27 protein-coding genes and 1 pseudogene are annotated in these 23,116 nt (G+C 71.2%); 14 read left to right on the forward strand and 14 right to left on the reverse strand.

Annotated features, from left to right (window positions below; genetic code table 11):
- Both E1289_RS05515 and E1289_RS37995 read left to right on the forward strand, forming a co-directional pair.
- Nucleotides 1–701, forward strand: a 701-nt coding sequence (locus E1289_RS05515) for a peptidoglycan DD-metalloendopeptidase family protein (protein WP_131975958.1), incomplete at its 5' end; no start/stop codon positions are given.
- A 34-nt stretch (nucleotides 702–735) separates the two neighbouring features.
- Nucleotides 736–1,677 (forward strand): SpoIID/LytB domain-containing protein, encoded by a 942-nt coding sequence (locus E1289_RS37995; RefSeq protein ID WP_165970354.1) that lies wholly within the window; start codon nucleotides 736–738, stop codon nucleotides 1,675–1,677.
- A 45-nt stretch (nucleotides 1,678–1,722) separates the two neighbouring features.
- Here E1289_RS37995 and E1289_RS05525 read toward each other — a convergent pair whose 3' ends face one another.
- Together E1289_RS05525 and E1289_RS05530 are read right to left on the reverse strand one after the other, a co-directional pair.
- Nucleotides 1,723–2,721: an NBR1-Ig-like domain-containing protein gene (locus tag E1289_RS05525; RefSeq protein ID WP_243712634.1), complete on the reverse strand. Its 999-nt coding sequence runs from the start codon at nucleotides 2,719–2,721 to the stop codon at nucleotides 1,723–1,725.
- A 132-nt stretch (nucleotides 2,722–2,853) separates the two neighbouring features.
- Complete coding sequence (locus E1289_RS05530; protein ID WP_131975962.1) at nucleotides 2,854–3,195, reverse strand: hypothetical protein; 342 nt, start codon at nucleotides 3,193–3,195, stop codon at nucleotides 2,854–2,856.
- Nucleotides 3,196–3,489: 294 nt separating this feature from the next.
- Between E1289_RS05530 and E1289_RS05535 the strand changes: the two genes are divergently transcribed.
- The 5 genes from E1289_RS05535 (at nucleotide 3,490) to E1289_RS05550 (ending at nucleotide 6,512) form a co-directional block, all read left to right on the forward strand.
- The gene (locus tag E1289_RS05535; RefSeq protein WP_131975964.1) at nucleotides 3,490–3,819 is read left to right on the forward strand and encodes a GlsB/YeaQ/YmgE family stress response membrane protein; all 330 of its coding nucleotides are present in this window, start codon (nucleotides 3,490–3,492) and stop codon (nucleotides 3,817–3,819) included.
- A gap of 161 nt (nucleotides 3,820–3,980) precedes the next feature.
- The gene (locus tag E1289_RS05540; protein ID WP_131975966.1) at nucleotides 3,981–4,814 is read left to right on the forward strand and encodes a serine/threonine-protein kinase; all 834 of its coding nucleotides are present in this window, start codon (nucleotides 3,981–3,983) and stop codon (nucleotides 4,812–4,814) included.
- A gap of 199 nt (nucleotides 4,815–5,013) precedes the next feature.
- On the forward strand, nucleotides 5,014–5,154 hold the full coding sequence (locus tag E1289_RS38000; protein ID WP_165970355.1) for a hypothetical protein: 141 nt from the start codon (nucleotides 5,014–5,016) through the stop codon (nucleotides 5,152–5,154).
- A gap of 81 nt (nucleotides 5,155–5,235) precedes the next feature.
- On the forward strand, nucleotides 5,236–5,514 hold the full coding sequence (locus tag E1289_RS05545) for a UBP-type zinc finger domain-containing protein (RefSeq protein WP_165970361.1): 279 nt from the start codon (nucleotides 5,236–5,238) through the stop codon (nucleotides 5,512–5,514).
- A gap of 320 nt (nucleotides 5,515–5,834) precedes the next feature.
- Nucleotides 5,835–6,512: a hypothetical protein gene (locus E1289_RS05550; protein WP_131975968.1), complete on the forward strand. Its 678-nt coding sequence runs from the start codon at nucleotides 5,835–5,837 to the stop codon at nucleotides 6,510–6,512.
- Nucleotides 6,513–6,617: 105 nt separating this feature from the next.
- On the opposite strand, the gene E1289_RS05560 is transcribed toward E1289_RS05550, so the two are convergent.
- The 5 genes from E1289_RS05560 to E1289_RS05580 all read right to left on the reverse strand — a co-directional run bounded on the left by E1289_RS05560 (nucleotide 6,618) and on the right by E1289_RS05580 (nucleotide 11,428).
- The gene (locus E1289_RS05560) at nucleotides 6,618–7,580 is read right to left on the reverse strand and encodes a YihY/virulence factor BrkB family protein (RefSeq protein ID WP_165970356.1); all 963 of its coding nucleotides are present in this window, start codon (nucleotides 7,578–7,580) and stop codon (nucleotides 6,618–6,620) included.
- Nucleotides 7,493–7,990: a hypothetical protein gene (locus E1289_RS38880; protein ID WP_207928806.1), complete on the reverse strand. Its 498-nt coding sequence runs from the start codon at nucleotides 7,988–7,990 to the stop codon at nucleotides 7,493–7,495. The genes E1289_RS05560 and E1289_RS38880 overlap by 88 nt, the downstream gene beginning before the upstream one ends.
- 115 nt (nucleotides 7,991–8,105) lie before the next feature.
- Nucleotides 8,106–9,410, reverse strand: coding sequence for an MFS transporter (locus E1289_RS05570; protein ID WP_131975972.1), 1,305 nt, complete (start codon nucleotides 9,408–9,410; stop codon nucleotides 8,106–8,108).
- The gene (locus E1289_RS05575; protein ID WP_207928807.1) at nucleotides 9,407–10,786 is read right to left on the reverse strand and encodes an MBL fold metallo-hydrolase; all 1,380 of its coding nucleotides are present in this window, start codon (nucleotides 10,784–10,786) and stop codon (nucleotides 9,407–9,409) included. The genes E1289_RS05570 and E1289_RS05575 overlap by 4 nt, the downstream gene beginning before the upstream one ends.
- 171 nt (nucleotides 10,787–10,957) lie before the next feature.
- On the reverse strand, nucleotides 10,958–11,428 hold the full coding sequence (locus E1289_RS05580) for a MarR family transcriptional regulator (protein WP_207928808.1): 471 nt from the start codon (nucleotides 11,426–11,428) through the stop codon (nucleotides 10,958–10,960).
- A gap of 63 nt (nucleotides 11,429–11,491) precedes the next feature.
- Between E1289_RS05580 and E1289_RS05585 the strand changes: the two genes are divergently transcribed.
- On the forward strand, nucleotides 11,492–12,166 hold the full coding sequence (locus E1289_RS05585; RefSeq protein WP_131975976.1) for a class I SAM-dependent methyltransferase: 675 nt from the start codon (nucleotides 11,492–11,494) through the stop codon (nucleotides 12,164–12,166).
- Between the two features lie 61 nt (nucleotides 12,167–12,227).
- Here E1289_RS05585 and E1289_RS05590 read toward each other — a convergent pair whose 3' ends face one another.
- On the reverse strand, nucleotides 12,228–12,479 hold the full coding sequence (locus tag E1289_RS05590; RefSeq protein WP_131975978.1) for a hypothetical protein: 252 nt from the start codon (nucleotides 12,477–12,479) through the stop codon (nucleotides 12,228–12,230).
- Entirely contained in the window at nucleotides 12,476–12,916 is a 441-nt protein-coding gene (locus E1289_RS05595; protein WP_131975980.1) for a DUF1579 family protein, read from the reverse strand. The genes E1289_RS05590 and E1289_RS05595 overlap by 4 nt, the downstream gene beginning before the upstream one ends.
- Before the next feature lie 84 nt (nucleotides 12,917–13,000).
- On the opposite strand from E1289_RS05595, the gene E1289_RS05600 reads away from it, so the two are divergent.
- From E1289_RS05600 to E1289_RS05615, 5 genes and pseudogenes are all read left to right on the forward strand, one after another.
- Entirely contained in the window at nucleotides 13,001–13,312 is a 312-nt protein-coding gene (locus E1289_RS05600; protein WP_207928809.1) for a metalloregulator ArsR/SmtB family transcription factor, read from the forward strand.
- Nucleotides 13,309–13,731, forward strand: a complete 423-nt coding sequence (locus E1289_RS05605) for an SRPBCC family protein (protein WP_165970357.1) — start codon at nucleotides 13,309–13,311, stop codon at nucleotides 13,729–13,731. Before E1289_RS05600 ends, E1289_RS05605 begins: the two co-directional genes overlap by 4 nt.
- A 76-nt stretch (nucleotides 13,732–13,807) precedes the next feature.
- Nucleotides 13,808–13,966 (forward strand): annotated as a pseudogene (locus tag E1289_RS40305) (cation transporting ATPase C-terminal domain-containing protein); the annotation flags it as partial.
- A 164-nt stretch (nucleotides 13,967–14,130) separates the two neighbouring features.
- Nucleotides 14,131–15,003 carry a DUF4397 domain-containing protein gene (locus E1289_RS05610; RefSeq protein ID WP_131975986.1) on the forward strand — a complete coding sequence of 291 codons (873 nt, stop codon included), beginning with the start codon at nucleotides 14,131–14,133 and terminating at the stop codon, nucleotides 15,001–15,003.
- A 17-nt stretch (nucleotides 15,004–15,020) separates the two neighbouring features.
- Complete coding sequence (locus E1289_RS05615; protein ID WP_131975988.1) at nucleotides 15,021–15,671, forward strand: class F sortase; 651 nt, start codon at nucleotides 15,021–15,023, stop codon at nucleotides 15,669–15,671.
- 33 nt (nucleotides 15,672–15,704) lie between these two features.
- Here E1289_RS05615 and E1289_RS05620 read toward each other — a convergent pair whose 3' ends face one another.
- Genes E1289_RS05620 through E1289_RS05640 form a run of 5 tightly spaced genes read right to left on the reverse strand, consistent with a single transcriptional unit; the run spans nucleotide 15,705 to nucleotide 21,280 of the window.
- Nucleotides 15,705–16,697, reverse strand: a complete 993-nt coding sequence (locus E1289_RS05620) for a LacI family DNA-binding transcriptional regulator (RefSeq protein ID WP_131975990.1) — start codon at nucleotides 16,695–16,697, stop codon at nucleotides 15,705–15,707.
- Entirely contained in the window at nucleotides 16,694–18,094 is a 1,401-nt protein-coding gene (locus tag E1289_RS05625) for a GH1 family beta-glucosidase (RefSeq protein ID WP_131975992.1), read from the reverse strand. The genes E1289_RS05620 and E1289_RS05625 overlap by 4 nt, the downstream gene beginning before the upstream one ends.
- A gap of 38 nt (nucleotides 18,095–18,132) precedes the next feature.
- A complete protein-coding gene (locus tag E1289_RS05630) occupies nucleotides 18,133–19,014 on the reverse strand; it encodes a carbohydrate ABC transporter permease (protein WP_243712629.1) in 882 nt (293 codons plus the stop codon).
- A complete protein-coding gene (locus tag E1289_RS05635) occupies nucleotides 19,011–19,982 on the reverse strand; it encodes a sugar ABC transporter permease (protein WP_131975994.1) in 972 nt (323 codons plus the stop codon). The genes E1289_RS05630 and E1289_RS05635 overlap by 4 nt, the downstream gene beginning before the upstream one ends.
- Nucleotides 19,979–21,280, reverse strand: a complete 1,302-nt coding sequence (locus E1289_RS05640) for an extracellular solute-binding protein (RefSeq protein WP_131975996.1) — start codon at nucleotides 21,278–21,280, stop codon at nucleotides 19,979–19,981. The genes E1289_RS05635 and E1289_RS05640 overlap by 4 nt, the downstream gene beginning before the upstream one ends.
- Before the next feature lie 282 nt (nucleotides 21,281–21,562).
- Between E1289_RS05640 and E1289_RS05645 the strand changes: the two genes are divergently transcribed.
- Nucleotides 21,563–22,954, forward strand: coding sequence for a glycoside hydrolase family 16 protein (locus E1289_RS05645; RefSeq protein WP_131975998.1), 1,392 nt, complete (start codon nucleotides 21,563–21,565; stop codon nucleotides 22,952–22,954).
- Nucleotides 22,955–23,116: the final 162 nt, after the last annotated feature.

Below are 23,116 nucleotides of genomic sequence, written 5' to 3' on the forward strand. Positions count from 1 at the left end.
ACTACGGCACCGAGCAGCCGTCCTGCTACGACTTCAAAGGCCCGGGCAACGGCAAGGGCCAGTGCATCAAGAACGAGGCCGCCTCGGTCTGGAACCGCAGCGGCAAAACCGTCCGCGTCTACTACAACAGCAACTACGGCGGCACCTACCAGGACTTCAAGGCCGGCGCCAAGGGCAACCTCAACTCCAGCCTGAAGAACCAGAACGCCTCCCACCAGTTCTCGCCCTCGTCGCGCACGAGGATGACGACCGGCCTGTACAAGGCGAGCGGCGGCCGGATCACCTGCGGCTTCGACGGCTATACCTCCACCCCCGGCCGGCACGAGGGCATCGACATCGCCCGCGGCGTCGGCTCGGACGTGCACGCCCTGGTGGCCGGCAAGGTCATCTACATCGCGCGCGGGGCCAACGGCAGCGGGGGGCTCTCCACGATCTCCATCTACAACGCCTCGCTGAACAAGACCGTGATCTACCTGCACTCCGCCCCGCGCTCCTCGCTGGCGGTGGGCCAGTCGATCAGGCGCGGCCAGATCATCGCGGACGAGGCGTGGCGCGGGGTGTCGTCCAGTTCGGCCGCGCACACCCACGTCGAGATGCGCCTCGGACGGCAGACCCGCGCGGCCAAGAGCGTCAACGACCCGCACCTGGACAACCCGAACCCGACCTCGTTCTGGCACGCCCGGGGCTACAACATCGCCTAGCGCGCCGCGTCCCCACCAGAACAGGAAGACGACTGTGTCGACACGAACAGCGCGACTGATCCCGCGGCTCACCGCGGCGACCGCCGCGGTGGCGCTCGGCGGGACGGTGCTCGTCCCGGCGACGTCCGCCTCCGCGGCGAGCCGCAACGGTGTCTGTGAGAGCGGCGAGTTCTGCTACTACTACAACAGCAACAACGCGGGGTCGGTCTCCGACTTCACGGGATCGATCGCCGACTACGGCACCGAGCAGCCGTCCTGCTACGACTTCAAAGGCCCGGGCAACGGCAAGGGCCAGTGCATCAAGAACGAGGCCGCCTCGGTCTGGAACCGCAGCGGCAAAACCGTCCGCGTCTACTACAACAGCAACTACGGCGGCACCTACCAGGACTTCAAAGCCGGCGCCAAGGGCAACCTCAACTCCAACCTGAAGAACCAGAACGCCTCGCACCGGTTCTTGAGCTCCGGATCGACCGGCTGCAAGACCGACGGCACCCACAGCAGACTGCCCACGACGATCCTCGTGTACCGGGTCTCCCTCGACCGGGTGGACCGGGTGGCGTTCAAGACCTACGTCAAGAACGTCCTGCCCAACGAGTGGGTGTCGAGCTGGCCGCGGGAGTCTCTCAAGGCCGGGGCGATGGCCGTCAAGAGCTACGGCTGGTACTGGGCGCTGCACTCGACGCGCAAGACGTCGGACGGCCGGTGCTTCGACGTCTACGACACCACGTCGAGCCAGGTGTACCGGCCCGGCTCCGCGAAGGCGTCGACCAGCTCCGCGGTGGACGCGACGTGGGGCACCCGGATGACCCGCGGCGGAAAGATCCTCCAGGCCCACTACTGCTCCACGACGACGGCGTGCGGCGGATGGGTCACCGGAGACTGGATGTCGCAGTACGGCTCCCGCGACAAGGCCAACGCGGGCTGGGCCTACCCCAGGATCCTCAGGGCCTACTACAGCGGGATCGCCCTCTCCTGATCCCGCGCTCCCCGGTTCCCCGCCGCGCCCCGCCGCGGCGGGGAACTACCGTTCCTCGACGATGACCTGGAAGTTGACGGGCCGGTTTCCGGGAAACGCGACCTTTCCCGAGGCGTCCACCATCTTGAACCGCACATAGCAGAGGCCCGGCTTCTTCGGCGTGGTGATCTGGGTCCGGATGTCGACCATCTTTCCCGGCTGCGTGTCATTGATCGGCACGTCGGAGATGGTCTGGCATTGATCGGCCTGCTGCGGGACGTCGAGGCGACGCAGCGAATACCCCTCCCACGGCACTTTCCCGGCGTTCTTGAGCCGCCACACCTTGGTCACGGTCCTGCCTCCGCCGACGCGCGTGCAGTCGGGCAGGGTGATGTCCGCTATGAAAGCGGCCGCGTCGCCCTTGTGCGTGGGCGGCGCCGGCGGCGGATTGGTCGCCTTGACCGGGCAGTCGGCCGGCGACAGCGCGGCCTTCGACCGGCTGTCGACCGGCTTCAGCCCGTCCCCGCCGGCCTCGGGACCGCGATCGACGGCGACCGCGACGACGATCACCGTCCCCGCGCCGACGACCACCGCGGCCAACATGCCCAGCCGCCCGACCCGAAACCGCCCCCGCGCGGCGGCGAGGTTCGGCTGCCCATCGTCGGCGGCCTCTTCCGGAGGCATGGGCACGGACACCGAGGTGGCCGAGGGCGCCGGGGAGCCGATGTCGACGTCCACGGCACGCGGTTCCACGGCGCTTGCGGCCGCGAGCTCACCGGCCGGACGAGCGACCTCCGCCTTGCGTGCGCTCACCGACCTGACCGCCTGGTTCGCCGCCTCCCAGCGCTCGCGGAACGCGTCCGGATCCGCGCCGCACGCCTTGACGAACTCTACGGTGGTCCCCCAGCTCGGGAGCCGGTTTCCCTTCGTGGCCTCGTGCAACGTCGTGTGCGAGATCGCCCCGGATCTCCCGGACATCTCCCGGAAGGGTGGATTGCCGACCGAATTGCGCAGTTCCCGCAGCGCCGCCGCGAAGTCCTCGATCGCCTCCGCCTGTGCACGCATGTCGTCCACCGGGTGAAGCTAACAGCGCTCCGGCCTCCCCTCAACCTCGAACGGCCTATCAGTGATCATCTGTAACCACTTGATTCCCGGGGAGACTTCACTTGTTCAGCGACGGGCACGGCGGAATTGGGGTCAGGGCTCCGGGTTCTGCATGAGAGCCAGGACGGCTCCGGACGGGTCCCTGATCACGCAACCAGCGGGTAGTTCGTCGCCGTCGGTGATGGACCGCCACACCTGGTCGGCGGTGGCGTCGATCTCTATCTCGTGGTGGTGCTCGCGCGTCATGGCGTCCTCCGCGGCGGCCTCGGCGGCCGCCTGCTCGGCCGTCTTGGTGATCACGGGATGCGCACCGATCACCACCCGGTGCCGCCGCACACGGGCCTCGTCGGGCCGGTGATAGTCGGGGTAGGCGCTGGAGCAGCGGTCGGCGTCGACCGCCCGTCCTGGGCGTCGGCGCGCCGCCAGGACGCCCATCGGGCGGCCCCGGAATATCGGCGCGGGCCCGGCAGACGACTGACCGTCCCTCAGCCAAGACCACCGGCCGGTCCCGGGAATCGGGCGATCCGCGCAGAGGTCATCGGTCGCGGTGATGACCTCTTTGCGGATCGGCTGTTTCTGTCCCGACGCGGGCCGGATTGGCTGAGGGACGAACGAGCACGACAGCCCGGTGCCCGCGCCCCTGCGGAACCACACGGGCCCCTGCCTCGACCGGTTCGGAAGACCGTTGCCTGGCAGTCATCGATTCAAGGCTCGTCTAGGAGTGCGGTCATGGGCATCATCGCCTGGATCATCCTCGGCCTGATAGCCGGGGCGATCGCCAAAGCACTGGTCCCCGGCAGGGACCCCCAAGGACTGATCATCACCACCCTGATCGGTGTCGCCGGAGCACTGCTGGGAGGCTTCCTGGCCACCCGGCTGTTCGACGTCGACGGCGTCCAGGGATTCTTCGACCTCTCCACCTGGATCACCGCCATCGCCGGAGCGGCGGTCCTACTGGTCGCCTACCACCTCGTCACCTCGCGCGGCGGCCGGGGTGGCGGACGCGGGAACGGTCGCGGTTCCGGCCGGCGTCCCGGCAGTTGGGCAGGCCGCAGATAACACGGCCCAGGAGCGGTGGCGGATCTCCAACGGAGTCCCCCGCGAGCCGGCACCGCGGCTCCCCGAAGTACGGCTCCTGGCGCCGCCGCCGGCAGAATCGCCGTCCTCGGCGCCGTCCGAGGCGTTCAGCGACACGCGGCGGGGCAGGGAGTTGGGACATCATGGAGCCGCTGCGACCCGGCGACCCGGCATGGCTCGGTGGTCTTCGGATCCTCGGGCGGCTGGGCACGGGCGGTCAGGCCGTGGTCTATCTCGCCGAGACCGGCGGTGGGGAGCCGGTCGCGGTCAAGGTGATGCACCGCGGCGATGACGAGCGGGCGCGGGCAAGGTTCGTCCGCGAGGCGGCCACCGCACGGCGCGTGGCGAGTTCCTGCACCGCCGCCGTGCTGGCCGCCGAGGTGGAGGGGGAGCGTCCCTTCATCGTGTGCGAGTACGTCGCCGGGCCCTCGCTGCGGGACCTGATCCGCCGGCAGGGTCCGCGCCGCGGTGGTGAGCTGGACCGGCTGGCGCTGGGCGCGGCCACCGCCCTGGCGGCCATTCATCATGCCGGCATCGTGCACCGCGACTTCAAGCCGGCCAACGTGCTGCTCGGCCCGGACGGCCCCCGGGTGATCGACTTCGGGATCGCACGGGCCCTGGACACGAGCACGAGCGCCACCAGCCAGGTGATCGGCACACCCTCTTACATGGCCCCTGAGCAGTTCTTCGGGGAACGCGCCGGACCGGCAGCCGACATGTTCGCCTGGGCCACCACGATGGCCTACGCGGCGAACGGATCACCCGCGTTCGGTGATGACACGATTCCGGCTGTGATGCAGCGGATCCTCAACGAGGATCCCGAACTCGGACGCCTGTCGGGACGGCTGCGCACCTTGACGGCGGCGTGCCTGGCGAAGGATCCGGCCCTGCGGCCCGACGCCGGCCAGGTGATGCGCGACCTGCCCTCGGCCGCGTGCCGGCTCACGGCACGCGCTCGCGCCGGGAAGAGCCGCTGACGGTCCCTGCCTTCGCAGGTCGCAAAATCTCTACCGGCGGTTATCGCTCCCGCTGATCGAGCTTGCTCGCATCGCTCGTTACGGCCCGCTGGAAGGCGAGGTCAACTGGTAATAGGCGCCATCCACGCGCCCGAACTCGGCCGACCGCGTTGAGGCCGGTCCCTTACCCGTCAAAGAGCCTCCCTTGGAGTTGAAGACCGTGACCACGATCGTGCCCGGATACAACACCCACACGGGCGTGCCAATCATCGCCAAAGACCACGAATCCAACTTCCCGCATCGCCGGACGCCGCTTTACCCGCACACCGTCGGCCCCGCACGTTGCGAACTGGAGTACTAATCCAACGGCAGCGCGCCGCGGTGCCCGGAAAGGGGGCTCTCGATGAACCACAAGATGAGAGTCCAAGCCATGACCCTGAGCATGCCCACCAGCCCGAACGGATCGGCACCACGTTGCGAACATGGGGACGGGCTGATTCCCGTCACTCCACGATCGCGCGGCTGCACGGTGTGCGAGGCGCGAGGAACCACGTGGACGGCCCTCCGGATCTGCCTGACCTGCGGTTGGGTAGCGTGCTCCGACGACTCGCCGCACCGGCACGCCCAGGCGCATTACCAGGAGACCGACCATCCGCTCGCCGCCAAGATGGACCCGGGATCCACCTGGAGATGGTGCTACGTCCACGAACGCCTGGTCTGACTCGACCCATGCCGCCCGCGTGGATATCCGGAATATTCAGAAATGATTTCTGGAGAGATGCACTGGAGCGCGAAACTGTTCCATTTTCCTGCCGGGCAAACGGCCATCAGCACAAGTGATGAAGTGTGCACGGATCGCCTGTGTCCGCAATCAGGCCGCAGGAGTCAAGCTGGAAACGGCCGGTCACTGCAGGGGCTGCGCCGGCGTGGTCCAGGGCAGTCCGCTCCTCCCCGAGCCGGACGGCCCTGGACCAGCAGCCCACCCGTGGACGAGGACATCGCGATCGCAGATCGACGCGGGTGAAACCAGAAATGAGCTTCATGACCACCACAAGGCACGCCTCCGCGGTCCAGGTCCCGACAAGCCGCAACGCTCCCACCACGCCGGACCGAGCCGTCCACGCCCCGCAGCACATCCCCTCGACCGCGGACGCCGTCCGCCGTTCACCGGCGGTGATGTCCGTCGGCCTGCCCGCTCCGGCACCCCAAAGCGTCCTCCAGGCGCGGGCATACCTGACTTCCCGTTACGCGACCGGCGTGGAGGAGTTCCTCTGGGAGGCCGGAGAACGGCCGATGCCCGACCGCGCCGCGATCGATGCGGTCATCACCGCAGGCGACCAAGCCCAGTACGGCACCGGCGAGAGCCTCGCGTCGGCGGAGGTCGTGGCAGCACTGGTGGTGCTGAGCGCCGCCCGCCTGAACCTGGACCAGACCGAGGTTCGCCTACTGAAGGCCGCGCAAGCCTCGGGCCTGGGCTTCGAGCAGATCGCCGCCGTCCTCGACCTCAGCGTCGAGGATGCCGAGGAACGCTACCGGCGACTCAAACCCCGCCTGGACGAACCCACCGCGAGACCGTCCCCACCGCCCCCGGCCGCACCGCCACGAGACCCGGTCACCCGCCGGCCGCGCAGACCGGCAAGGGATCAGCCGACCTGGGACGAGTTGGACGACGAAGACGCGGAACCCTGGCCCCGTCGTGCCCACCGGAACTGGCCATGATGATCCGGCTGGCCGATATCCGGGAATGGCGTGCCCACGCCGTCCTCGACTCCGGCGGACACAAGATCGGCACACTGGAGCCGGTCTGCGTGGACGGCCGCGAGGTCAGTCCGGGTCGGCGCGTGCGGGTGGGTCGAAGTCGACGTCGACGTTCTCGAAGCCTTTGTGGCGTTCGGTCTCGGCGTAGGAGGTGTAGGCACGGCGGTCCGCGGAGGTCAGCTCAACGTTGTCGGTGAAGGGCGTCAGCAGGCTGCGGGGCCACAGCCTCCGCTCCCGGACGACGTTGAACTCGGCGCTCAGCACGAAGGTGAGCGCGCCCAGATAGATCCACGTCAGCAGGCCGAGCACGATGCCGAACATGCCGTAGGTGGCGCTGGCGCCCTTGAGCATGTGGCCGAGCAGGAACGTCCCGGCCCACTGGATGACCTGCCAGACGAGCGCCGCGCCGATCGCCCCTGCCCGGACCTGCGCGATGGTGAGCCGCCGGGCGGTCAGCACCCGGAACGCCACCGTGAACAGCACGACGTTGAGGGCAACGGCCACCACGATGGCCACCGCCCGCACACCGGCGCCGAAGACACCACCGGACGCGGTCACCGCCGACAGCAGCGTGGTCGCCAGGATCGCCGCGCCGCCGACCGCCAGCAGCACCAGGCTGCGCACCCTGGCGGCGACGGGGTTCGGCCGGGAGTTGCGCGGAACTCCCCACATTTTGTTCAGGGCGTTCTGCGCGGCCTGTACGACGCCCAGGCCGCCGTACAGACCGCTCACGACTCCCGCGGCCAGGGCCAGGTTGCTGCCGCGGAAGGATCCGATGTTCGCGCCGATCTGGTCACCGATGACCGGGAACTGCGCAAGTGCCGAATCCAGTACGCGCTGCTGCAGCCCGGGGCTGCCCTCCAACGCGAACCCCAGCCCGGTGACCAGCAACAGCAGCAGCGGAAACAGCGACAGGAACCCGTAGAAGGTGATCAACGCCGTCAGGTACGGGCCCTGGTCGTCCGCGAACTTGTACACCACCGCCAGCGGCAGACCCGCCCAACGATGCCGCCGCTGATAGGCGTCCACGCGGCCGACCACTCCCACATGGCACCCCTTCCCCCAACAGCGCTCGCCCAGTCGCCCTCGTCCGGCTCGCATGAAGCGGCGGACGATGGCATCGGCGAGCGGCCCCCGGCGGTGAAAACCACCTGCGGTACGGCATGGTGGTCGGCGGTGGCCGCATACGCGGTCCACGGCCGTGCCCGGACATCGGCGCCGGCCGCGCGGGCGGCGATCACGTCGCCGACCACGCGGGCGGCGTACTTGCCCTGATGGGTCAGCGGTGCGCGCCCGGTGACATCGCCGGCCGCGTAGAGCCAGCCGCCGGGGACGGCGTGCACCAGCCCGGAGTCGTCCACGTCGAGCGGATCGCCGGGGAGCAGCCCGAGCGTCTCCATCCCGAGCTCGTCGGTGGCCGGCCTGCGCCCGGTGGCCACAACATCAAATGTCTCCTGTGGCACGCGTTGAGCGCACACCAAGGACCCGCATAACGCAACTCCACGCGCCCGGACGGGACCGGCTGACCTGCGCGGCGCCGGTCATCGACGAGCGTCACGGGCGGTTCGCGGCCGCGTTCGAGGGTGTGCCGGCGTGGTGTTCGGTGATCCAGCGGGCGGCGAGCAGCCCGGAGCCGGCGGTGAGGACGGCGGCGGCGATGACGGTGGCGTTGAGGCCGAGGGTGTCGGCGAGGACGCCGGCGACCAGGGCGCCGGCGGCGTAGCCGATGTCGCGCCAGAACCGGTAGGCGCCGAGCGCGTTGGCGCGCCAGGTGGGGTGGGCGTGGTCGGACACCGAGGCGATGAGAGCGGGGTACACCATGGCGGTGCCGATGCCGAGCGCGACGGCCGACAGGATTCCCGCCAGCAGTGGCCGGTCCAGCAGGGCCAGGGCGAGGACGAATCCGGCGGCCTGGACGAGCATGCCGGTGACGATGAGGGGTTTGCGGCCGATGCGGTCGGCGAGGTGGCCGGTGGGGATCTGCCCGAGGCCCCACAGCAGCGGGTAGAGGCCCTTGATGAGGCCGACGGCGGCCAGGCCGAGGCCGTGGTCGGTGAACAGCAGGGGGAAGACGCCCCAGGTGAGGCCGTCGTTGAGGTTGTTGACCAGTCCGGCTTGGCTGGCGCCGCGCAGGGAGCGGTGGCGCCAGGAGGTGAGGACGAACGTGGCGGTGAGCCCGGCCGGTTTCCCGGCCGCGTCTCCGCCCAGTGCGGATTCGGGGTGCTGGGCGAGTTCGAGGGCGACGTGCGCGGCGGTGTCCCGCACGATCAGCGACAGGGCCAGGCCGGCGGCCACGAAGACGACACCGATGAGTTCGGGTGCGGGGCGCAGGCCGTAGGCGGTGGCGAGGTAGCCGGTGGCCAGGGCGGTGGCGCCGACGGCGACGTATCCGGCGGCCTCGTTCAGGCCGGTGGCCAGGCCGCGGCGGGCGGGGCCGACCAGGTCGATCTTCATGTTGACCGTCATCGACCAGGCCAGGCCCTGGTTGACGCCCAGCAGGACGTTGGCGGCCACGATCCAGCCCCAGGACGGCGCCCACGCCAGGACGAACGGCACGGGGACGCCGATCAGCCAGCCGGCGACCAGGAGCTGCTTGCGGCGGAACCGGGCGGTCAGCGCTCCGGCGGCGAGGTTGGTCAGCGCCTTGGTGACGCCGAAGGCGATGATGAAGGAGAACACCGCCAGGTCGCTGGTGAGCCCGAAGACCTCGGTGCCGATGAGCGGGACGGTCGTGCGTTCGAGGCCGACCAGGGCGCCGACGCAGACGTTGACGATGACCAGCAGGGTGAACTGCGGCCAGTTCTCGGCCAGCCCCAGCCGGACCGGGCGGCCTGGCGGCGTCGAGCCGGGAGCGCTCACGCCGTGTTCCCTCCGGGTCCTTGGTCCAGCCGCAGGCCGTGGGCGGCGGCGTAGTCGGCGGGGCCGCCGTCCAGGACGGTCACGTCGGTGCGTCCGGCCCGTTCCAGGAGGCTTGCGGCGGTCATGGCGCGTTCGCCGTGCCCGCAGGCCACCACCGCGCCCGCGGGGACCGCGGCCGCGCGGCCGGTCAGGTCGCCGAGTTCGACACCGAAGGCGCCGGGCACGTGCCCGGTGGCGAATTCGGCCTGCTGGCGCACATCGATGTAGGGGCCGCCGGGGGCCCGGTCGGCGGGGACGAACGCGGTGGTGGCCACGAGACGCCCGGCGGCGGTCCAGGCGGGCATGCCTCCGGACAGGTGCCCGGCGAGCCGCTCGTAGCCGATCTTGTAGGCGGGCCAGACGATATCGGCGGTGTCCTGGCCCGGCGCGGTGACGAACGCCAGCGGCGCGTCGTCGGGCAGCAGCCATCCCAGCCAGGTGGCGAACTGGTCGCGCAGCGGGATCGAGATCGCGCCGGGCACGTGCCCGGCGGCGTAGTCGGCGGCGGGTCGCACGTCGACGACGTGGCCGCCGGCCGCCGGCAGCGCCTCGACCTGCCGGGCGTCCAGCTCCGGCAGGCGCGGCGTGCCCGCCGGCACGGCCGGGCCGCGCCGGTTGACCTCGGTCAGGCGGGCGAAGTAGGCCGGATAGGAGCCCAGGCTCGCCACCAGGTCGCGGACGAAGGCGTCCTCGCCGGGTGCGGCCAGCAGCGGGTTGGTGCGCTTCTGGGCGCCGATGGTGCTGGTGCGCTCGGCGCCGGGCGGGGCCGAGCAGAACGAGCCCGCGCCGTGGGTGGGCCAGACGGCGACCTCGTCGGGCAGCGTCGCCAGGCGGCGCAGCGACCGGTACTGGGCGCGGGTCAGCGCCTCGGTGCGGTCGGCGCCCAGCAGGTCGGTGCGCGCGGCGGAGTCCACGATCAGTGACCCGCCGGTGAACACCCCCAGTTCCCGTGTCCCGTCCAGCAGCAGAAAGGACAGGTGCTCGTCGGTGTGCCCGGGGGTGGCGAGCGCCCGCAGCACCAGCCCGCCCAGCTCGACCTCGTCGCCGTCGGCCAGCCCGCGGTGCGGGAAGGCGCGGCGCCCGGCGGCCGAGGCGAGCACGGTGGCGCCGGTGTCATGCGCGAGCTGCACGGCGCCGGACACGAAGTCGGCGTGCAGATGGGTATCGGCCGCGTACGCGACCAGCAGCCCGCGCCGCCCGGCCGCGGCGTGCAGGGCGCGCAGGTCACGCGCGGCGTCGACGGCCAGGGCGCGGCCGTCGCCGAGGTCGAGAAGGTAGGCGCTGTTGCCCAGGCCCTCATCGACCAGCGGAATCAGGTGGTCCTCGGCGAAGCCCACGGGTGGTCCCTCCGATCCGGGTGGTGCGGTTCGGGTGGCGCGCGGTGGCACCTGACCACAATATTCCATGGATCTATGGAGGATGCACCAGCGAACTGCCCGAGGGCGCCGAGATCGTGGTGTGCCGCCGCGGCGAGTACCGCGTACCGGCCTACGACGCCGTCCGGCTGATCAGCAGGACTCCTGGCCGAGTCGCACCAGCAGGTGATCCACCGTGGCGACGAACCCCTCCAGGTCGGACGCCGCGACCCCCTCGAACAGCCGGGCGGCGCCCTGGTCGTACTCGTCCCGCAGACCGCTCATGGTCGCGGTGCCCTTGTCGGTGAGCGCGACCAGCGTCGCCCGGCGGTCGTTCGGATGACGGCCGCGCGCCACGAACCCGTCGGCCTCCAGCGCGTCCACCAGGCCGGTCACGTTCCGCGGCGACACGCCGATCGCGTCGGCCAGCGCCCGCTGCGTCATCGGCCCCCGCTCGTTCAGGTTCCACAGCACCGTCGCGCGGGCCCGCGACAGCCCCCGCGCGGCCATGCCCTCCTCCATGTACTGGTGCGTCACCACCGCCAGCGAGAACAGCTTCTCCAGCGCCGCGCCCGCCGCCGCGTCCGAAAATGCGGAACCATCATCATTGTGAAGTCGCTTCACTATGTCGTAACCTCCGTAGAGAGCGTAGCGCCCGCCCCCCGCGAACCGAAGGAGACGGCAACGATGAACCACACGACCGGCCGGGTGAGCCGCAAGATCAGGAGGCGGGGACATCCGGTGTTCGCCCGGTGCTACGCCCGCGTCGCCCCGGCCATGGACGACGGCGGCGTCACCGAGCACCGCCGGGCCCTGCTCGCCGGCACCACCGGACGCGTCCTCGAAGTCGGCGCCGGCACCGGTGCGAACTTCCCCCACTACCCGCCCGGGGTCACCGAAGTGATCGCCGTTGAACCCGAACCGCACCTACGGCACCTGGCCGAGACCGCCGCCGCGACCGCCCCGGTCCCGGTCACCGTCACCGACGGCGTCGCCGAGCACCTGGCCGCACCCGACCGCGGCTTCGACGCCGTGGTCGCCTGCCTGATGCTGTGCTCGGTCCGCGACCGCGACGCCGCCCTCGCCGAGATGCTGCGCGTGCTGCGGCCCGGCGGACGGCTGCACTTCTTCGAGCACGTCCGCGCCGAAGGGCCCGGACTGCGCCGCACCCAGCGCGTCCTGGACGCCACCGTGTGGCCGCTGCTCAACGGCGGTTGCCACCTCGCCACCGACACCGCCGCCGCCATCGGGCGAGCCGGGTTCACCGACGTGCGGGCACGGAAGGTGAACTGGCCCCGAACCCGGCCGACGCTTCCGTTCGCCCCGCACATCCTCGGCACCGCCACCCGCCCCGCCACTTAGGAGCACGGCACCGCCGCGCTGCGCGTGGCCACGGTCGAATATCGACGGTGCCGGTGGCCTTTCAGCCGCGCGGCTTTCCGCGGCGGCCTCCCTGGTCGACGGCGCGCACCTGGCCGCCCCTGGAGACGACGAACGGCGTGGCCGCCCGGAGATGGCCCCGGGTGAGCCGCACCGCCTCCACATGGTCACCGTTCTCGATCGCCCGGCTGATGCGCAGACAACCGCTGACCGCCTCCGTGCGGCCCCGGACCTCCGGCTCGGCGGCCGCCCGGGGTCCATCGCACGGGCGGCGCTCGTCCATGAACGACGTCACGCCGGGGTCGTCGGCGTCGGCGGGATGCGGGTGAAGGTCATGTCCATCCAGTCGGTCCAGTCCGAGCCGTTCTCCGCGCGTTCCCATCTGGCCGCCATGGTGGAGCCGGTGACCGTGAGCGTCGCGCGCTCGGTCGCGCTCGCGAACGTCCAGACGTCGTCGTCCACGGTGGCGTGCATGGTGCCGAACGCGCCCCGGCTGTCGAACGAACGCATGGGCCACGTCCCGGTCACCGGGTCGTAGGGGCCGATCATCTCGATGACCTCGAGCTCTTCGTCGCCCATGCGCACATCGGCGCGGTGGAGCAGGAACGCTCCGCCGGTCATCCACTCGTAGGTGTCGGTTCCGCTGATCTCCACCGCCGGGCCGGACACCGTCCGTCCCGCCGTGCGCCAGCTCCCTACCAGGGGGTCCAGGCGCGCGTTCTCGGGGGTCATGGTCCTCTTCTCCTGGATCTATGTAAGATGTTGCTTAAATACTTACATGCTGGCTTTCGGGCAGGCAACCGAGGAGGCCCACCGGTGGACGAGGTGTTGCGGGCGGTCGCCGATCCGACCCGCCGCACGATCCTGATGCTGGTGCGCGACGGGGAGATGCCGGCGGGCGAGATCGCCGCGCACTGCCCCGGCATCAGCCGCCCGGCCGTTTCCCAGCACCTGCGGGTGCTGGTCACGGCCGGCCTGCTGGACGTCCGGCGCGCGGGCAACCGCCGCCTCTACCGGCTGAGGACGGCGGGCCTCGCCGAGGCGGCGGAGTTCTTCGACACGTTCTGGTCCGGTCCGCTCGCGCGCCTGAAGCAGGCGGCCGAACAGGAAGAGGGGGGACGATCGTGAACGCGACGATCGAGCGGACCGTGTGGATCGATGCGCCGCCGGAGACGGTCTGGCGGTTCTTCACCGACCCCGCGCGGCTGGCGCAGTGGTGGGGACGGGCCGAGGTCGACGCCCGGCCCGGCGGCGTCCTGACGGTTTCCATGCCGGACGGGCCGCGCCCGGTGATGCGCGGGGAGTTCGTGGAGATCCTCCCGCACGAGCGGATCGTCTTCACCTTCGGCTGGGAGCCGGCGCCGGAGGCGCCCGCCATCCCGCCCGGAGGGTCACGGGTAGAGGTGACCCTGGCGCCCGCGGACGGCGGGACGAGCCTCACGCTCCGGCACAGCGGCCTCCCGCTCCCCCTGGAAGACGAGACCGGCGACGGGTGGACGGGCCTGCTGCGGCGGCTGAGGGAACGGGCGGGTCCGGTCGGTTCGTGAAGGTGCTTGCGAGAAGCGCCGATGCCGCTTCCGAAGAACCCGGGGACGTAGCGGTGGATGCGCGGGTGTCACCGCGCAGGCCGCCGCCCAGCTCGCCGTCACCTGCCTGCCGGCCATGAACACCGTGTTCGGCACCGCCCCCATCGGCGGGCAGGTGTGGCTGCGCATCCGGGCCATCGCCGCGGTGGCCGGTCTCGTGGTCGCCGCGCACAAGCGGCTGTCGCGGCCCGCATGAACACCGCGGTTCTCGCCGTTGACGCGACGTCCCTCTTTTTTCGCTAAAGCAGTCTTTGCTTTTCGCGCGGTTACTCGACTACCCGCCGGAAACAACGAGCCGAGACCGAAAAGGAATGGCGCGAAAGCCTCTCTCATGATCGGTCCTTACGAAGGGAGTCCCGAATGCGCAGACTGGTGACGGCCGTCCTGGCCGCGACCGCCTTCGCCGCGGCAACGGCGACCGCCGCCTTCGCGACGACCGCACAGGCCCCCCGCCAACCGCATGCGGCCGCGCAGGCGACGGCGACCGTCCGGGTCCTGCACGGAATTCCCGGCCTGACCGTGGACGTCTTCGCGAACGGCGAGGAAGTGCTGGCGGACTTCACGCCCGGCTCGCTCAGCGACCCGCTGCAACTTCCCGCGGGCAGCTACGACATCGCGGTGTTCCAGGCGGGCCAGGGGCCCGGCGGCACACCGGCCGTCGAGCGGACCGTCGAGGTGACCGGGGGAACGGACGTCACGCTGACGGCCAACCTCGACGAAAGCGGGAGCCCGGCGCTCAACGCCTACGTCAACGACGTCTCCAGGGTTCCGGCGGGCCAGGGCAGGCTGACCGTCCGGCACGTCGCCGCCGCCCCCGCCGTGGACGTGCGGGCCGACGGCTCCGCGATCGTGCGGAACCTGACCAATCCCGACGAGGCCGTCACCGAGGTACCGGCGGGAACGGTCAGCGCGGACGTCACCCTCGCGGGAACCGACACCGTCGTGATCGGGCCGACCCCGCTGACCGTCGCCGAGGGCGCCAACACCATCGTCTACGCGTGGGGCAGCGCGGAGGAGGAGAACCTCAGGCTCGCCGTGCAGACCATCACCGGCCTGCAGTCCGCTCCCGGCGGGGTCCCCGGCGGAACCGGCGGTCAGGCGGCCGGCCTCGACGGCGGTGCTCCCGGCTGGCTGGCCGGCGCGACCGGGCTGGCGTTCCTGGTGATGGTCGGCGCGGGCGCGCGGCTGCTCGTCCTGCGCCGGCGCGGTGCCCTGCGCGGCGACCCGCGCTGAACGGCCGGCGCCGGCCGATGACCGGATCAGCGCGCCTGCTGCTCGTCCTCGCCGGCGCCGGTCTGCTCGGGACCGGCGCCGGCGGGGCCGCGCTGTGGGATGCGGCCACCGGGGACGGGCTCACCGAGACCGGTCAGCGGCCCCCGTTCGACCGCACCGCCGCGACGGGTGGGGACCCGGCCGCGGCCGGTACGGCCGGGCGGGGGCCCGCGGCACCCGCCCGGCCGGTGGAACTCACGGTGCCGTCCGTCGGGCTTCACACGGCGGTAGTGCCGATGGGCGTCGACCGGCGCGGCGCCATGGCGCTTCCCGGCGACGTGTCCCGCGTCGGCTGGTACCGGTACGGGACCCGCCCCGGCTCGCGTGCCGGGTCGGCGGTTCTCGCCGGGCACGTCGACTCCCGGCGCCGCGGGCTCGGCGCCCTGGCCGCCCTGCGCCGGGTCTCGCCCGGCGACCGGCTGGCCGTCCGCCTCGCCGACGGCCGCACCGTCAGGTACCGCGCGGTCGCCCGGGAGGTCATCGGCAAGGGGGCGATGCCGCTGGAGGAGCTGTTCTCCCGCGACGGCGGCCCCCGCCTCACCGTCATCACCTGCGGCGGCCCCTTCGACTCCCGGACGGGGCGCTACCGCGACAACCTCGTGATCACGGCCGTCCCGGTCGGGGGGTGAGCCGGGCCGACGGTGCCCGTCCCGGGGACCGGGTCAGGTGGAGTCGCGGACGATGAGTTCGGTGGGGAAGATCACCGGGTCGGCCTTGGCGTCCACTCCGTGCACGAGCATCTGGACGATCGTGCCGGCGACCTCGGCTATCGGCTGCCGGACGGTGGTCAGCGGCGGATCGGTGAAGCGGGCGGCGTCGATGTCGTCGAAGCCGACGACGGCGACGTCGTCGGGGACGCGGCGGCCCGCCTTGCGCAGGGTGTACAGGGCCCCGATCGCCATCAGGTCGCTCGCGGCGAACACCGCGTCGAGGCCGGGATCGTCCTCCAGGAGCTGGCTCATCGCGGCCGCCCCCGACTCGCGGGTGAAGTCCCCGATGGCGGCCAGCGACCGGCGGCCGCTGTCGGACAGGAGCTCGCGGTAGCCGGCCAGCCGGTCCAGCGCCGCGGACATGTCGGGCGGGCCGCTGATGGTGGCGATGCGCCGCCGGCCCCTGGACAGGAGGTGCTGCACGGCGGCCCGCGCGCCCCCGACGTTGTCGGCGTCGCAGTACGGGGGGCTGGCCGTGGACACCGGCCGGCCGTGCGACACCACGGGGACGCCCGTCCGCAGGAGCGCCGCGGGCAGGGGGTCCGCGCCGTGCAGGGACAGCAGGATGACGCCGTCCACGTGGCCGCCCGCGACGTACCGCTCGACCCTCGCCTGCCCGCGCGGCGAGGACGGCATCATGAGCACGACCTGTCTGTCGGCGGCCTCCAGCTCCTGGCTCACCGTACGGATGACCTGGGAGAAGAAGGGGTCGTCGGAGAAGACGCGGGCGGGCGGCTCGGAGACCACCAGCCCGATCGATCCCGTCCGCTGGGTGACCAGGCTGCGGGCCGCCGAGTTCGGGACGTAGCCGAGTTCCTCCACCGCGCGCAGTACGGCCGTGCGGATCTCGGGGTTCACGGTGTCCGATCCGTTGACCACGCGTGACACCGTGGCGCGGGACACCCCTGCCCTGGCCGCCACGGCCTCCAGCGTGGGACGTTTCATGCCGGCTTTCCCCCGAGTCCGTTGCGGGCGATGACGTCGCGGAACCACCGCGCGCTGTCCTTGGGCTGGCGGCGTCCGTCGGCGTAGTCGACGTAGACGATGCCGAACCTCTTGCCGTAGCCCTCGGCCCACTCGAAATTGTCCAGAAGCGACCATACGAGATACCCGCGCAGGTCCGCACCGGCGGCGACCGCGGCGTGCGCGGCGCGCAGGTGCCCGTCGAGGTACCGGATGCGGGCGTCGTCGCGCACCCGCCCGTCCGCGTCGGGGACGTCGTGGAACGCGGCGCCGTTCTCGGTGACGACGAGGGGCACGCCCGGGTGGTCGCGGCTGAGCCGGATCAGCAGGTCGCCCAGGCCGTCCGGGACGATGGGCCAGCCCATCGCGGTGAGCGGCGGCCCGGCCGGCGGGAACGCGATGCCCGCGGAGCCGGGGTAGGCGGGGTTCGGCGGGGCGCCGGGGACGGCCGCCACGTAGGTCGGGTTGTAGTAGTTGATGCCGAGCGAGTCGATCGGCTCGGCGATCACGGCCAGGTCGTCGCCGCGGATGTGGTCGAGTCCCCCGTTCCGGGCCGCCACCGCCAGCACCGGCTCGGCGTACGCGCCGCGCAGCACCGGGTCGAGGAACTGCCGGTTCAGCATCGCGTCCACCAGGTCGGCGGCGGCCGTGTCCCGCTCGGAGGTGCCGCCGGCGACGATCGGGGCGAGGTTGAGGGTCAGCGAGACGCGGCCGGCCCCGCCGTCCCGCAGCCGCCGCGCGGCCAGGCCGTGCGCCACGAGCAGGTGGTGCGCGGCGCGGAACGCGTCGGCGGCGCTGGTCCGGCCGGGGGCGTGCACGCCCGCTCCGTAGCCGAGGTACGCGGCCACCCAAGGCTCGTTGACCGTCGTCCAGGTGTCGACGCGGTCGGCGAGGCGGGCGTGCACGATGCCGGCGTAGTCCGCGAACCGCAGCGCGGTGTCGCGGGCCGTCCAGCCGCCGCGGTCCTCCAGTGCCTGCGGCAGGTCCCAGTGGTAGAGGGTGGCGTACGGCGTGATCCCGGCCTGGAGCAGCTCGTCGGCCAGCCGGTCGTAGAAGCCGATGCCGCGGGGGTTGACCGGGCCGGAGCCGTCGGGCTGCACCCGCGGCCAGGCCACCGAGAAGCGGTAGGCGGGCAGCCCCAGGCCGGCCATCAGGCCGATGTCGTCGCGGTACCGGTGGTAGTGGTCGCATGCCACGTCGCCGGTGTGCCCGCCCGCGACCTTGCCCGGGACACGGCTGAAGGTGTCCCAGATCGAGGGGCCGCGTCCGTCCTCCCGTGCCGCGCCCTCGATCTGGTACGCCGCGGTGGCGGCTCCCCAGACGAAACCGGGTGGGAAGGTGAGGGGCCGGTCGTCGGTCCGGGGCGTGGTGGCCGTCATCGTTCTGGCTGGTCTCTCCGGTGGTGTGGGGTGGCTCGTCATGCTTTGAGGGCGCCGTCCATGATCCCGCTGATGATCTGCCGCCCGAACAGGACGAAGACGGCGAGCAGCGGCAGCGTGGCCACCGCGGTGCCGGTGAACATCAGCGAGTAGTCGGTGTAGTAGGCGCCGTTCAGCAGGTTGAGGGAGTACTGGACGGTGGGGTTGTCGGGGTCGAGCACGGCCAGCGGCCAGATGAACTCGTTCCAGGTCTGCATGAAGGTGAACAGGCCGAGGACGGCCATGGCGGGCCGCAGGACGGGCAGGACCACGTTCCAGTAGATGCGGAAGGTCGAGCAGCCGTCGATGCGGGCGGCCTCGATGAGCTCGTCGGGGACGGCCTGCATCGTGTACTGCCGCATCATGAACACGCCGAACCCGGTGACCAGGAACGGCACGATGACGGCCTGGAGCTTCCCCGTCCAGCCGATCTCGGCCATCAGCATGTACAGCGGGATGATGCCCATCTGCACCGGCACCATCATGGTCGCCAGCATGACCAGCAGCAGCGCGCCGCGGCCGCGGAAGCGCAGCTTGGCGAAGGCGAATCCGGCGAGCGAGGCGAACAGCAGCGTGGAGACGGTGACCGTGCTGGCGGCGATGGCGGAGTTGAGCAGCCCGAGGGTGAAGTGCGCCTGCTCGTTGCCGAACAGCCGGGACAGGTTGCGGCCGAGCTCGCCGCCCGGGACGAGCGGCGGCGGCGTCGAGCCGACGACGTCGTTCGTGCGGGTCGCGACGACGAGCATCCAGTAGATGGGGAACACCGACAGCACGATCGTCGCCAGCAGCGTGATCCGGGTGAGGGGCCCGGCGTGCCACAGCCCCGCGACGGCGCCGCCGCGCCTCGCCCGGGGCCTCCCGGGCGTCTTCTGGATCATCATTTGGTTCCTCCCATGCGGCGCAGCCACACGAAGTTGAGGAGGGATCCGAGCAGGATGAGCATGAAGATCATCCAGGAGACGGCGGACGCGTAGCCGTAGTCGAACCGCCGGAAAGCGTTCTCGAACATGTACATGGTGACCGTCTGGAACTGCCGCAGCGATCCCCCGGCCATGTCGCCGTTGCCGAACAGCAGCGGTTCGGTGAACAGCTGGAACCCGCCGATCGTGGAGACGATCGCGGTGAAGATGATGGTCGGCCGCAGCATCGGCAGCGTGATCGACCAGAACTGGCGGACGCGGGAGGCCCCGTCGATCGCCGCGGCCTCGTACAGGTCGCGCGGGACGGACTGCATCGCGGCCAGGTAGATCAGCGCGTTGTAGCCCGTCCACCGCCAGTCGACCATCACCGAGATCGCCAGCCAGGACGTCCAGCGCCGCGCGGTCCAGTCGAGGTTCTCCACCCCGAACCAGCCGAGCACCCAGTTGACCATGCCGAAGTCCCGGCTGAACAGCTGGCCGAAGACGATGGCCACCGCGGCGATCGAGGTGACCATCGGGACGAGCACGCCCATCCGCACCAGCGTCCGCGCGCGCATCCGCTGGTTGAGCGCGTTCGCCAGCACCAGCGCGAGCAGCAGTTGCGGGACGGTGGCGATGACGAACATGCCGAGGGTGTTGCGGACCGCGTTCCAGAACTGCGGGTCGGTCAGGACGAGCCGGAAGTTCTCCAGGCCCACGAACTCGCGGGTGCCGAGCAGTTCCCAGTCGTGCAGGGCCACCCAGACCGTGTAGCCCATCGGGAAGAGCCCGAAGAGGAAGAACAGCAGGAAGTACGGGGAGATGAACAGGTAGGGCGAGAACTTCACGTCCCACCGGGCGAGCACGGTGCGCGGCCCGCGGCGCGGGGGCGGGGCCCCGGGCGGCCGGACCGCCCGGGATCCCGCGCGGGAGCCGATGGAGACCGTCATCGAGCCTCGCGTTCGGCGTCGTCGAGTGCCTTCTTCCATGCCGCGTCGGGTGCCAGCCTGCCCTGCTCCAGCGCGAGCAGCGCGTCCTCGAAGCGCTGCTGCACCGGGTTGGTGTCGGCGCCCAGGTAGAGCGGCTTGATCGCCTTCGCGCCGCGGGCGTAGATCTGCCCGACCGGGGCGTCGTTGAAGTACTCGTTCTTGAACGACGTCACCGCGGGGTCGTCCAGCGCCTGCGGGGACGACGGCAGGTTGTTGCGCGCCTTGAACGCGGCGATCTGGCTCTCGACGCTGGTGAGGTACTTCGCCAGCTCGGCCGCCTCCTTGGCGTGCCGGCTCTGCTTGGGCACCGCCAGGAACGAGCCGCCGCGGCTGCCCGAGCCGCCCGGGATCGCCGCGACGTCCCACTTGCCGGACGCCTCCGCACCGGCGTTCTCCTTGATGACGCCGAGCATCCAGGACGGGCACGCGATGGTCGCGAACCCGGCCTGCTTGAAGCCGGAGCCCCAGCTGGGCTCGAACGACTTCAGCCCGGCCGACAGCCCGGCCTGCTGGATCCGCAGGGTCGTGTCCCACGCGCTCCTGACCGGGGGGTTGCTGCCGGCCACGAGCTTGCCGGAGGTGTCGAAGAACGTGTAGCCGGCGCTTTGGCTCGCGGTCTGGGCGAGGATCGTGTTGAAGAGGTTCACCGAGCCGTCGACGAACTTGGAGTCCCGCACCTCGGCGGCGTACTTCCGGCCGGTGGCGATGTAGGCGTCCCAGGTCGGCCAGAGCTCGCCGACCTCGTCGCGGTCGGTCGGCAGGCCCGCCTTCTCGAACAGGTCGGTGCGGTAGCACATGGCGAGGCCGCCGATGTCGGTGCCCAGGCCGACCAGGTACTTCCCGTCGGAGCTGAGCGCCTGCTTCCACTTCCAGTCGAGGAACCCGCCCTTGAGGGAGCCCGCCCCGTGGTCGAGCAGGTTCACGAACTTGTCGGGGCCGGCCATGAACTTGGTGAGGATGCCCTCCTCGATGGCGACGACGTCGCCGGCGCCGCTGCCCGCGGCGATCCACTGCTCCAGGCGGGGCAGGTACTCGTCGAGCTGCACCACGTTGCGGTGCTTGATCTTGATGCCGGGGTGGGCGGCCTCGTACCGCTTGAACAGCTCCTCGTAGCCGAAGGTGCTGAAGGTGTCGACGGTCAGCGTGACCGTACCGTCCGAGCCGGCGTCGGAGCCCGCGTCTCCGCAGGCGGAGAGGCCGAGCGCCAGGACGGCGACGGAGATGAGGCCGGAGGCGAGACGGCGGTGAGATCTGCGCATGGCTGTCCTCGGGGGTGGTTTCGGGATCAACCAGATCGGTTGAGAGAGCGCTCTCGCAGAGGATGGCTTCACCTGGCAGGACTGTCAAGAGAGCGGCTCTCTCGTCTGTACCAGGGAAAAATCAGGAGAGACATAACTCCTGTTCAACGGTGATTCCTGCCTGGAAGCATGAAAGAGAGCGCTCTCTGACTCTTGACGGGTCCGCGAGAACGAACGACATTGGCCCCACCAGAGGGCAGGCACCCCCGCGCCTGCTCCACCCCAACTCTGGAGGCCCCCGCCATGACCCCATCGAGACGTCCACGCCGCTGGCGCAGGTGCGCTCTCGCCGTGGCCGCCGCCGCGCTCCCGGCGGCGGTCGCGACCGCCGCCCTGTCACCGGCGGCCGGCGCGTCCGTCCCACCGCCCCCGGACGGCTGGAGCCTGGTCTGGAGCGACGACTTCGACGGCCCGGCCGGCGCGCCCCCCTCGTCCGCGAACTGGATCATCGATACCGGCCACGGCTACCCGGGCGGTCCCGCCAACTGGGGCACCGGCGAGATCCAGCGCTACACCGCCGACCCCGCCAACCTCGGCCTGGACGGCGGCGGCAACCTGCGGATCACCCCGGTCAAGTCCGCCTCGGGAGAATGGACGTCGGCGCGCATCGAGACCCAGCGCACGAATTTCAAGCCCGCCGACGGCCGCGTCCTGCGCATCGAGGGACGCCTGCAGATGCCCAATGTCACCGGCAACCAGGCTCTCGGCTACTGGCCGGCGTTCTGGGCCCTCGGCTCCCCGTACCGGGGCAACTACCAGAACTGGCCGGCGATCGGCGAGTTCGACATCATGGAGAACGTCAACGGGATCAACTCGGTCTGGGGCGTCCTGCACTGCGGCACCAATCCCGGCGGGCCGTGCAACGAGAGCAGCGGGATCGGCGCGAGCCGCACCTGCCCCGGGGCGTCCTGCCAGTCGGCGATGCACACCTACCGCTTCGAGTGGGACCGCAGCGTCAGCCCCAACCAGCTTCGCTGGTACGTGGACGGCCAGCAGTACCACAGCGTCAGCCAGAACCAGTTCGACTCCACCACGTGGGCGAACATGACCGGGCACGCCGGCTACTTCCTGCTGCTCAACGTGGCCATGGGCGGCGCGTTCCCCAACGGCGTCGCCGGGCACGGCACGCCCACCGCGGACACCGTCTCGGGCCGCCCGATGCTCGTCGACTACGTCGCGGTCTGGCAGAGCGGCGGCGGCACCACACCCCCGCCGGGGGACACCGTCGACGCCCGCTCCACCATCCAGGCCGAGAGCCGCCAGGCCCAGTCGGGCACGCAGCTGGAGACGACGACCGACTCCGGAGGCGGCCAGAACGTCAGCCACGTCGGCAACGGCGACTGGCTGCGCTACGACGACGTCGACTTCGGCGGCACCCCGGCGACGCAGTTCAAGGCCAGGGTCGCCTCGGGTGCGGCGGCAGGGGTCAGCGGCCTGGTGCAGGTCCGGCTGGACAGCCCGACAGGCCAGGTGCTCGGCAGCTTCGCGGTCGGTAACACCGGCGGCTGGCAGAGCTGGCGGACGGTGCCCGCCAACATCTCCGGCGTGACCGGCACCCGCACCGTCTACGTCACCTTCAGCAGCGGCCAGCCGGCCGACTTCGTCAACCTCAACTGGTTCACCTTCTCCAGCTGAGGACCGCCGCCGACCGCCGCCGAGCCCGCCGAGGACTCGGCGGCGGTCCCGGTGCCATTCCGGACCGGTACGCGTGCTGTGGCCTGACGTTTCCCGGCCGGCACGAAGGTGATTCCTCCCATTAGGGGAATCGGGCCTGAAGTTGGTCTTTTTATATCAAAA

Origin of the sequence: Actinomadura sp. 6K520 (genome assembly GCF_004349245.1) — a bacterium.
Taxonomy (GTDB): Bacteria; Actinomycetota; Actinomycetes; order Streptosporangiales; family Streptosporangiaceae; genus Spirillospora.

What these genes read in the sequence shown, in the direction of transcription:
- E1289_RS05525 (WP_243712634.1), bottom strand. Translation starts at nt 2,721, where the DNA reads ATGCGTGCACAGGCGGAGGCGATCGAGGACTTCGCGGCGGCGCTGCGG.
- E1289_RS05530 (WP_131975962.1), bottom strand. Translation starts at nt 3,195, where the DNA reads ATGGGCGTCCTGGCGGCGCGCCGACGCCCAGGACGGGCGGTCGACGCC.
- E1289_RS05535 (WP_131975964.1), top strand. Translation starts at nt 3,490, where the DNA reads ATGGGCATCATCGCCTGGATCATCCTCGGCCTGATAGCCGGGGCGATC.
- E1289_RS05540 (WP_131975966.1), top strand. Translation starts at nt 3,981, where the DNA reads ATGGAGCCGCTGCGACCCGGCGACCCGGCATGGCTCGGTGGTCTTCGG.
- E1289_RS05545 (WP_165970361.1), top strand. Translation starts at nt 5,236, where the DNA reads ATGCCCACCAGCCCGAACGGATCGGCACCACGTTGCGAACATGGGGAC.
- E1289_RS05550 (WP_131975968.1), top strand. Translation starts at nt 5,835, where the DNA reads ATGACCACCACAAGGCACGCCTCCGCGGTCCAGGTCCCGACAAGCCGC.
- E1289_RS05585 (WP_131975976.1), top strand. Translation starts at nt 11,492, where the DNA reads ATGAACCACACGACCGGCCGGGTGAGCCGCAAGATCAGGAGGCGGGGA.
- E1289_RS05595 (WP_131975980.1), bottom strand. Translation starts at nt 12,916, where the DNA reads ATGACCCCCGAGAACGCGCGCCTGGACCCCCTGGTAGGGAGCTGGCGC.
- E1289_RS05610 (WP_131975986.1), top strand. Translation starts at nt 14,131, where the DNA reads ATGCGCAGACTGGTGACGGCCGTCCTGGCCGCGACCGCCTTCGCCGCG.
- E1289_RS05615 (WP_131975988.1), top strand. Translation starts at nt 15,021, where the DNA reads ATGACCGGATCAGCGCGCCTGCTGCTCGTCCTCGCCGGCGCCGGTCTG.
- E1289_RS05620 (WP_131975990.1), bottom strand. Translation starts at nt 16,697, where the DNA reads ATGAAACGTCCCACGCTGGAGGCCGTGGCGGCCAGGGCAGGGGTGTCC.
- E1289_RS05625 (WP_131975992.1), bottom strand. Translation starts at nt 18,094, where the DNA reads ATGACGGCCACCACGCCCCGGACCGACGACCGGCCCCTCACCTTCCCA.
- E1289_RS05630 (WP_243712629.1), bottom strand. Translation starts at nt 19,014, where the DNA reads ATGATGATCCAGAAGACGCCCGGGAGGCCCCGGGCGAGGCGCGGCGGC.
- E1289_RS05635 (WP_131975994.1), bottom strand. Translation starts at nt 19,982, where the DNA reads ATGACGGTCTCCATCGGCTCCCGCGCGGGATCCCGGGCGGTCCGGCCG.
- E1289_RS05640 (WP_131975996.1), bottom strand. Translation starts at nt 21,280, where the DNA reads ATGCGCAGATCTCACCGCCGTCTCGCCTCCGGCCTCATCTCCGTCGCC.
- E1289_RS05645 (WP_131975998.1), top strand. Translation starts at nt 21,563, where the DNA reads ATGACCCCATCGAGACGTCCACGCCGCTGGCGCAGGTGCGCTCTCGCC.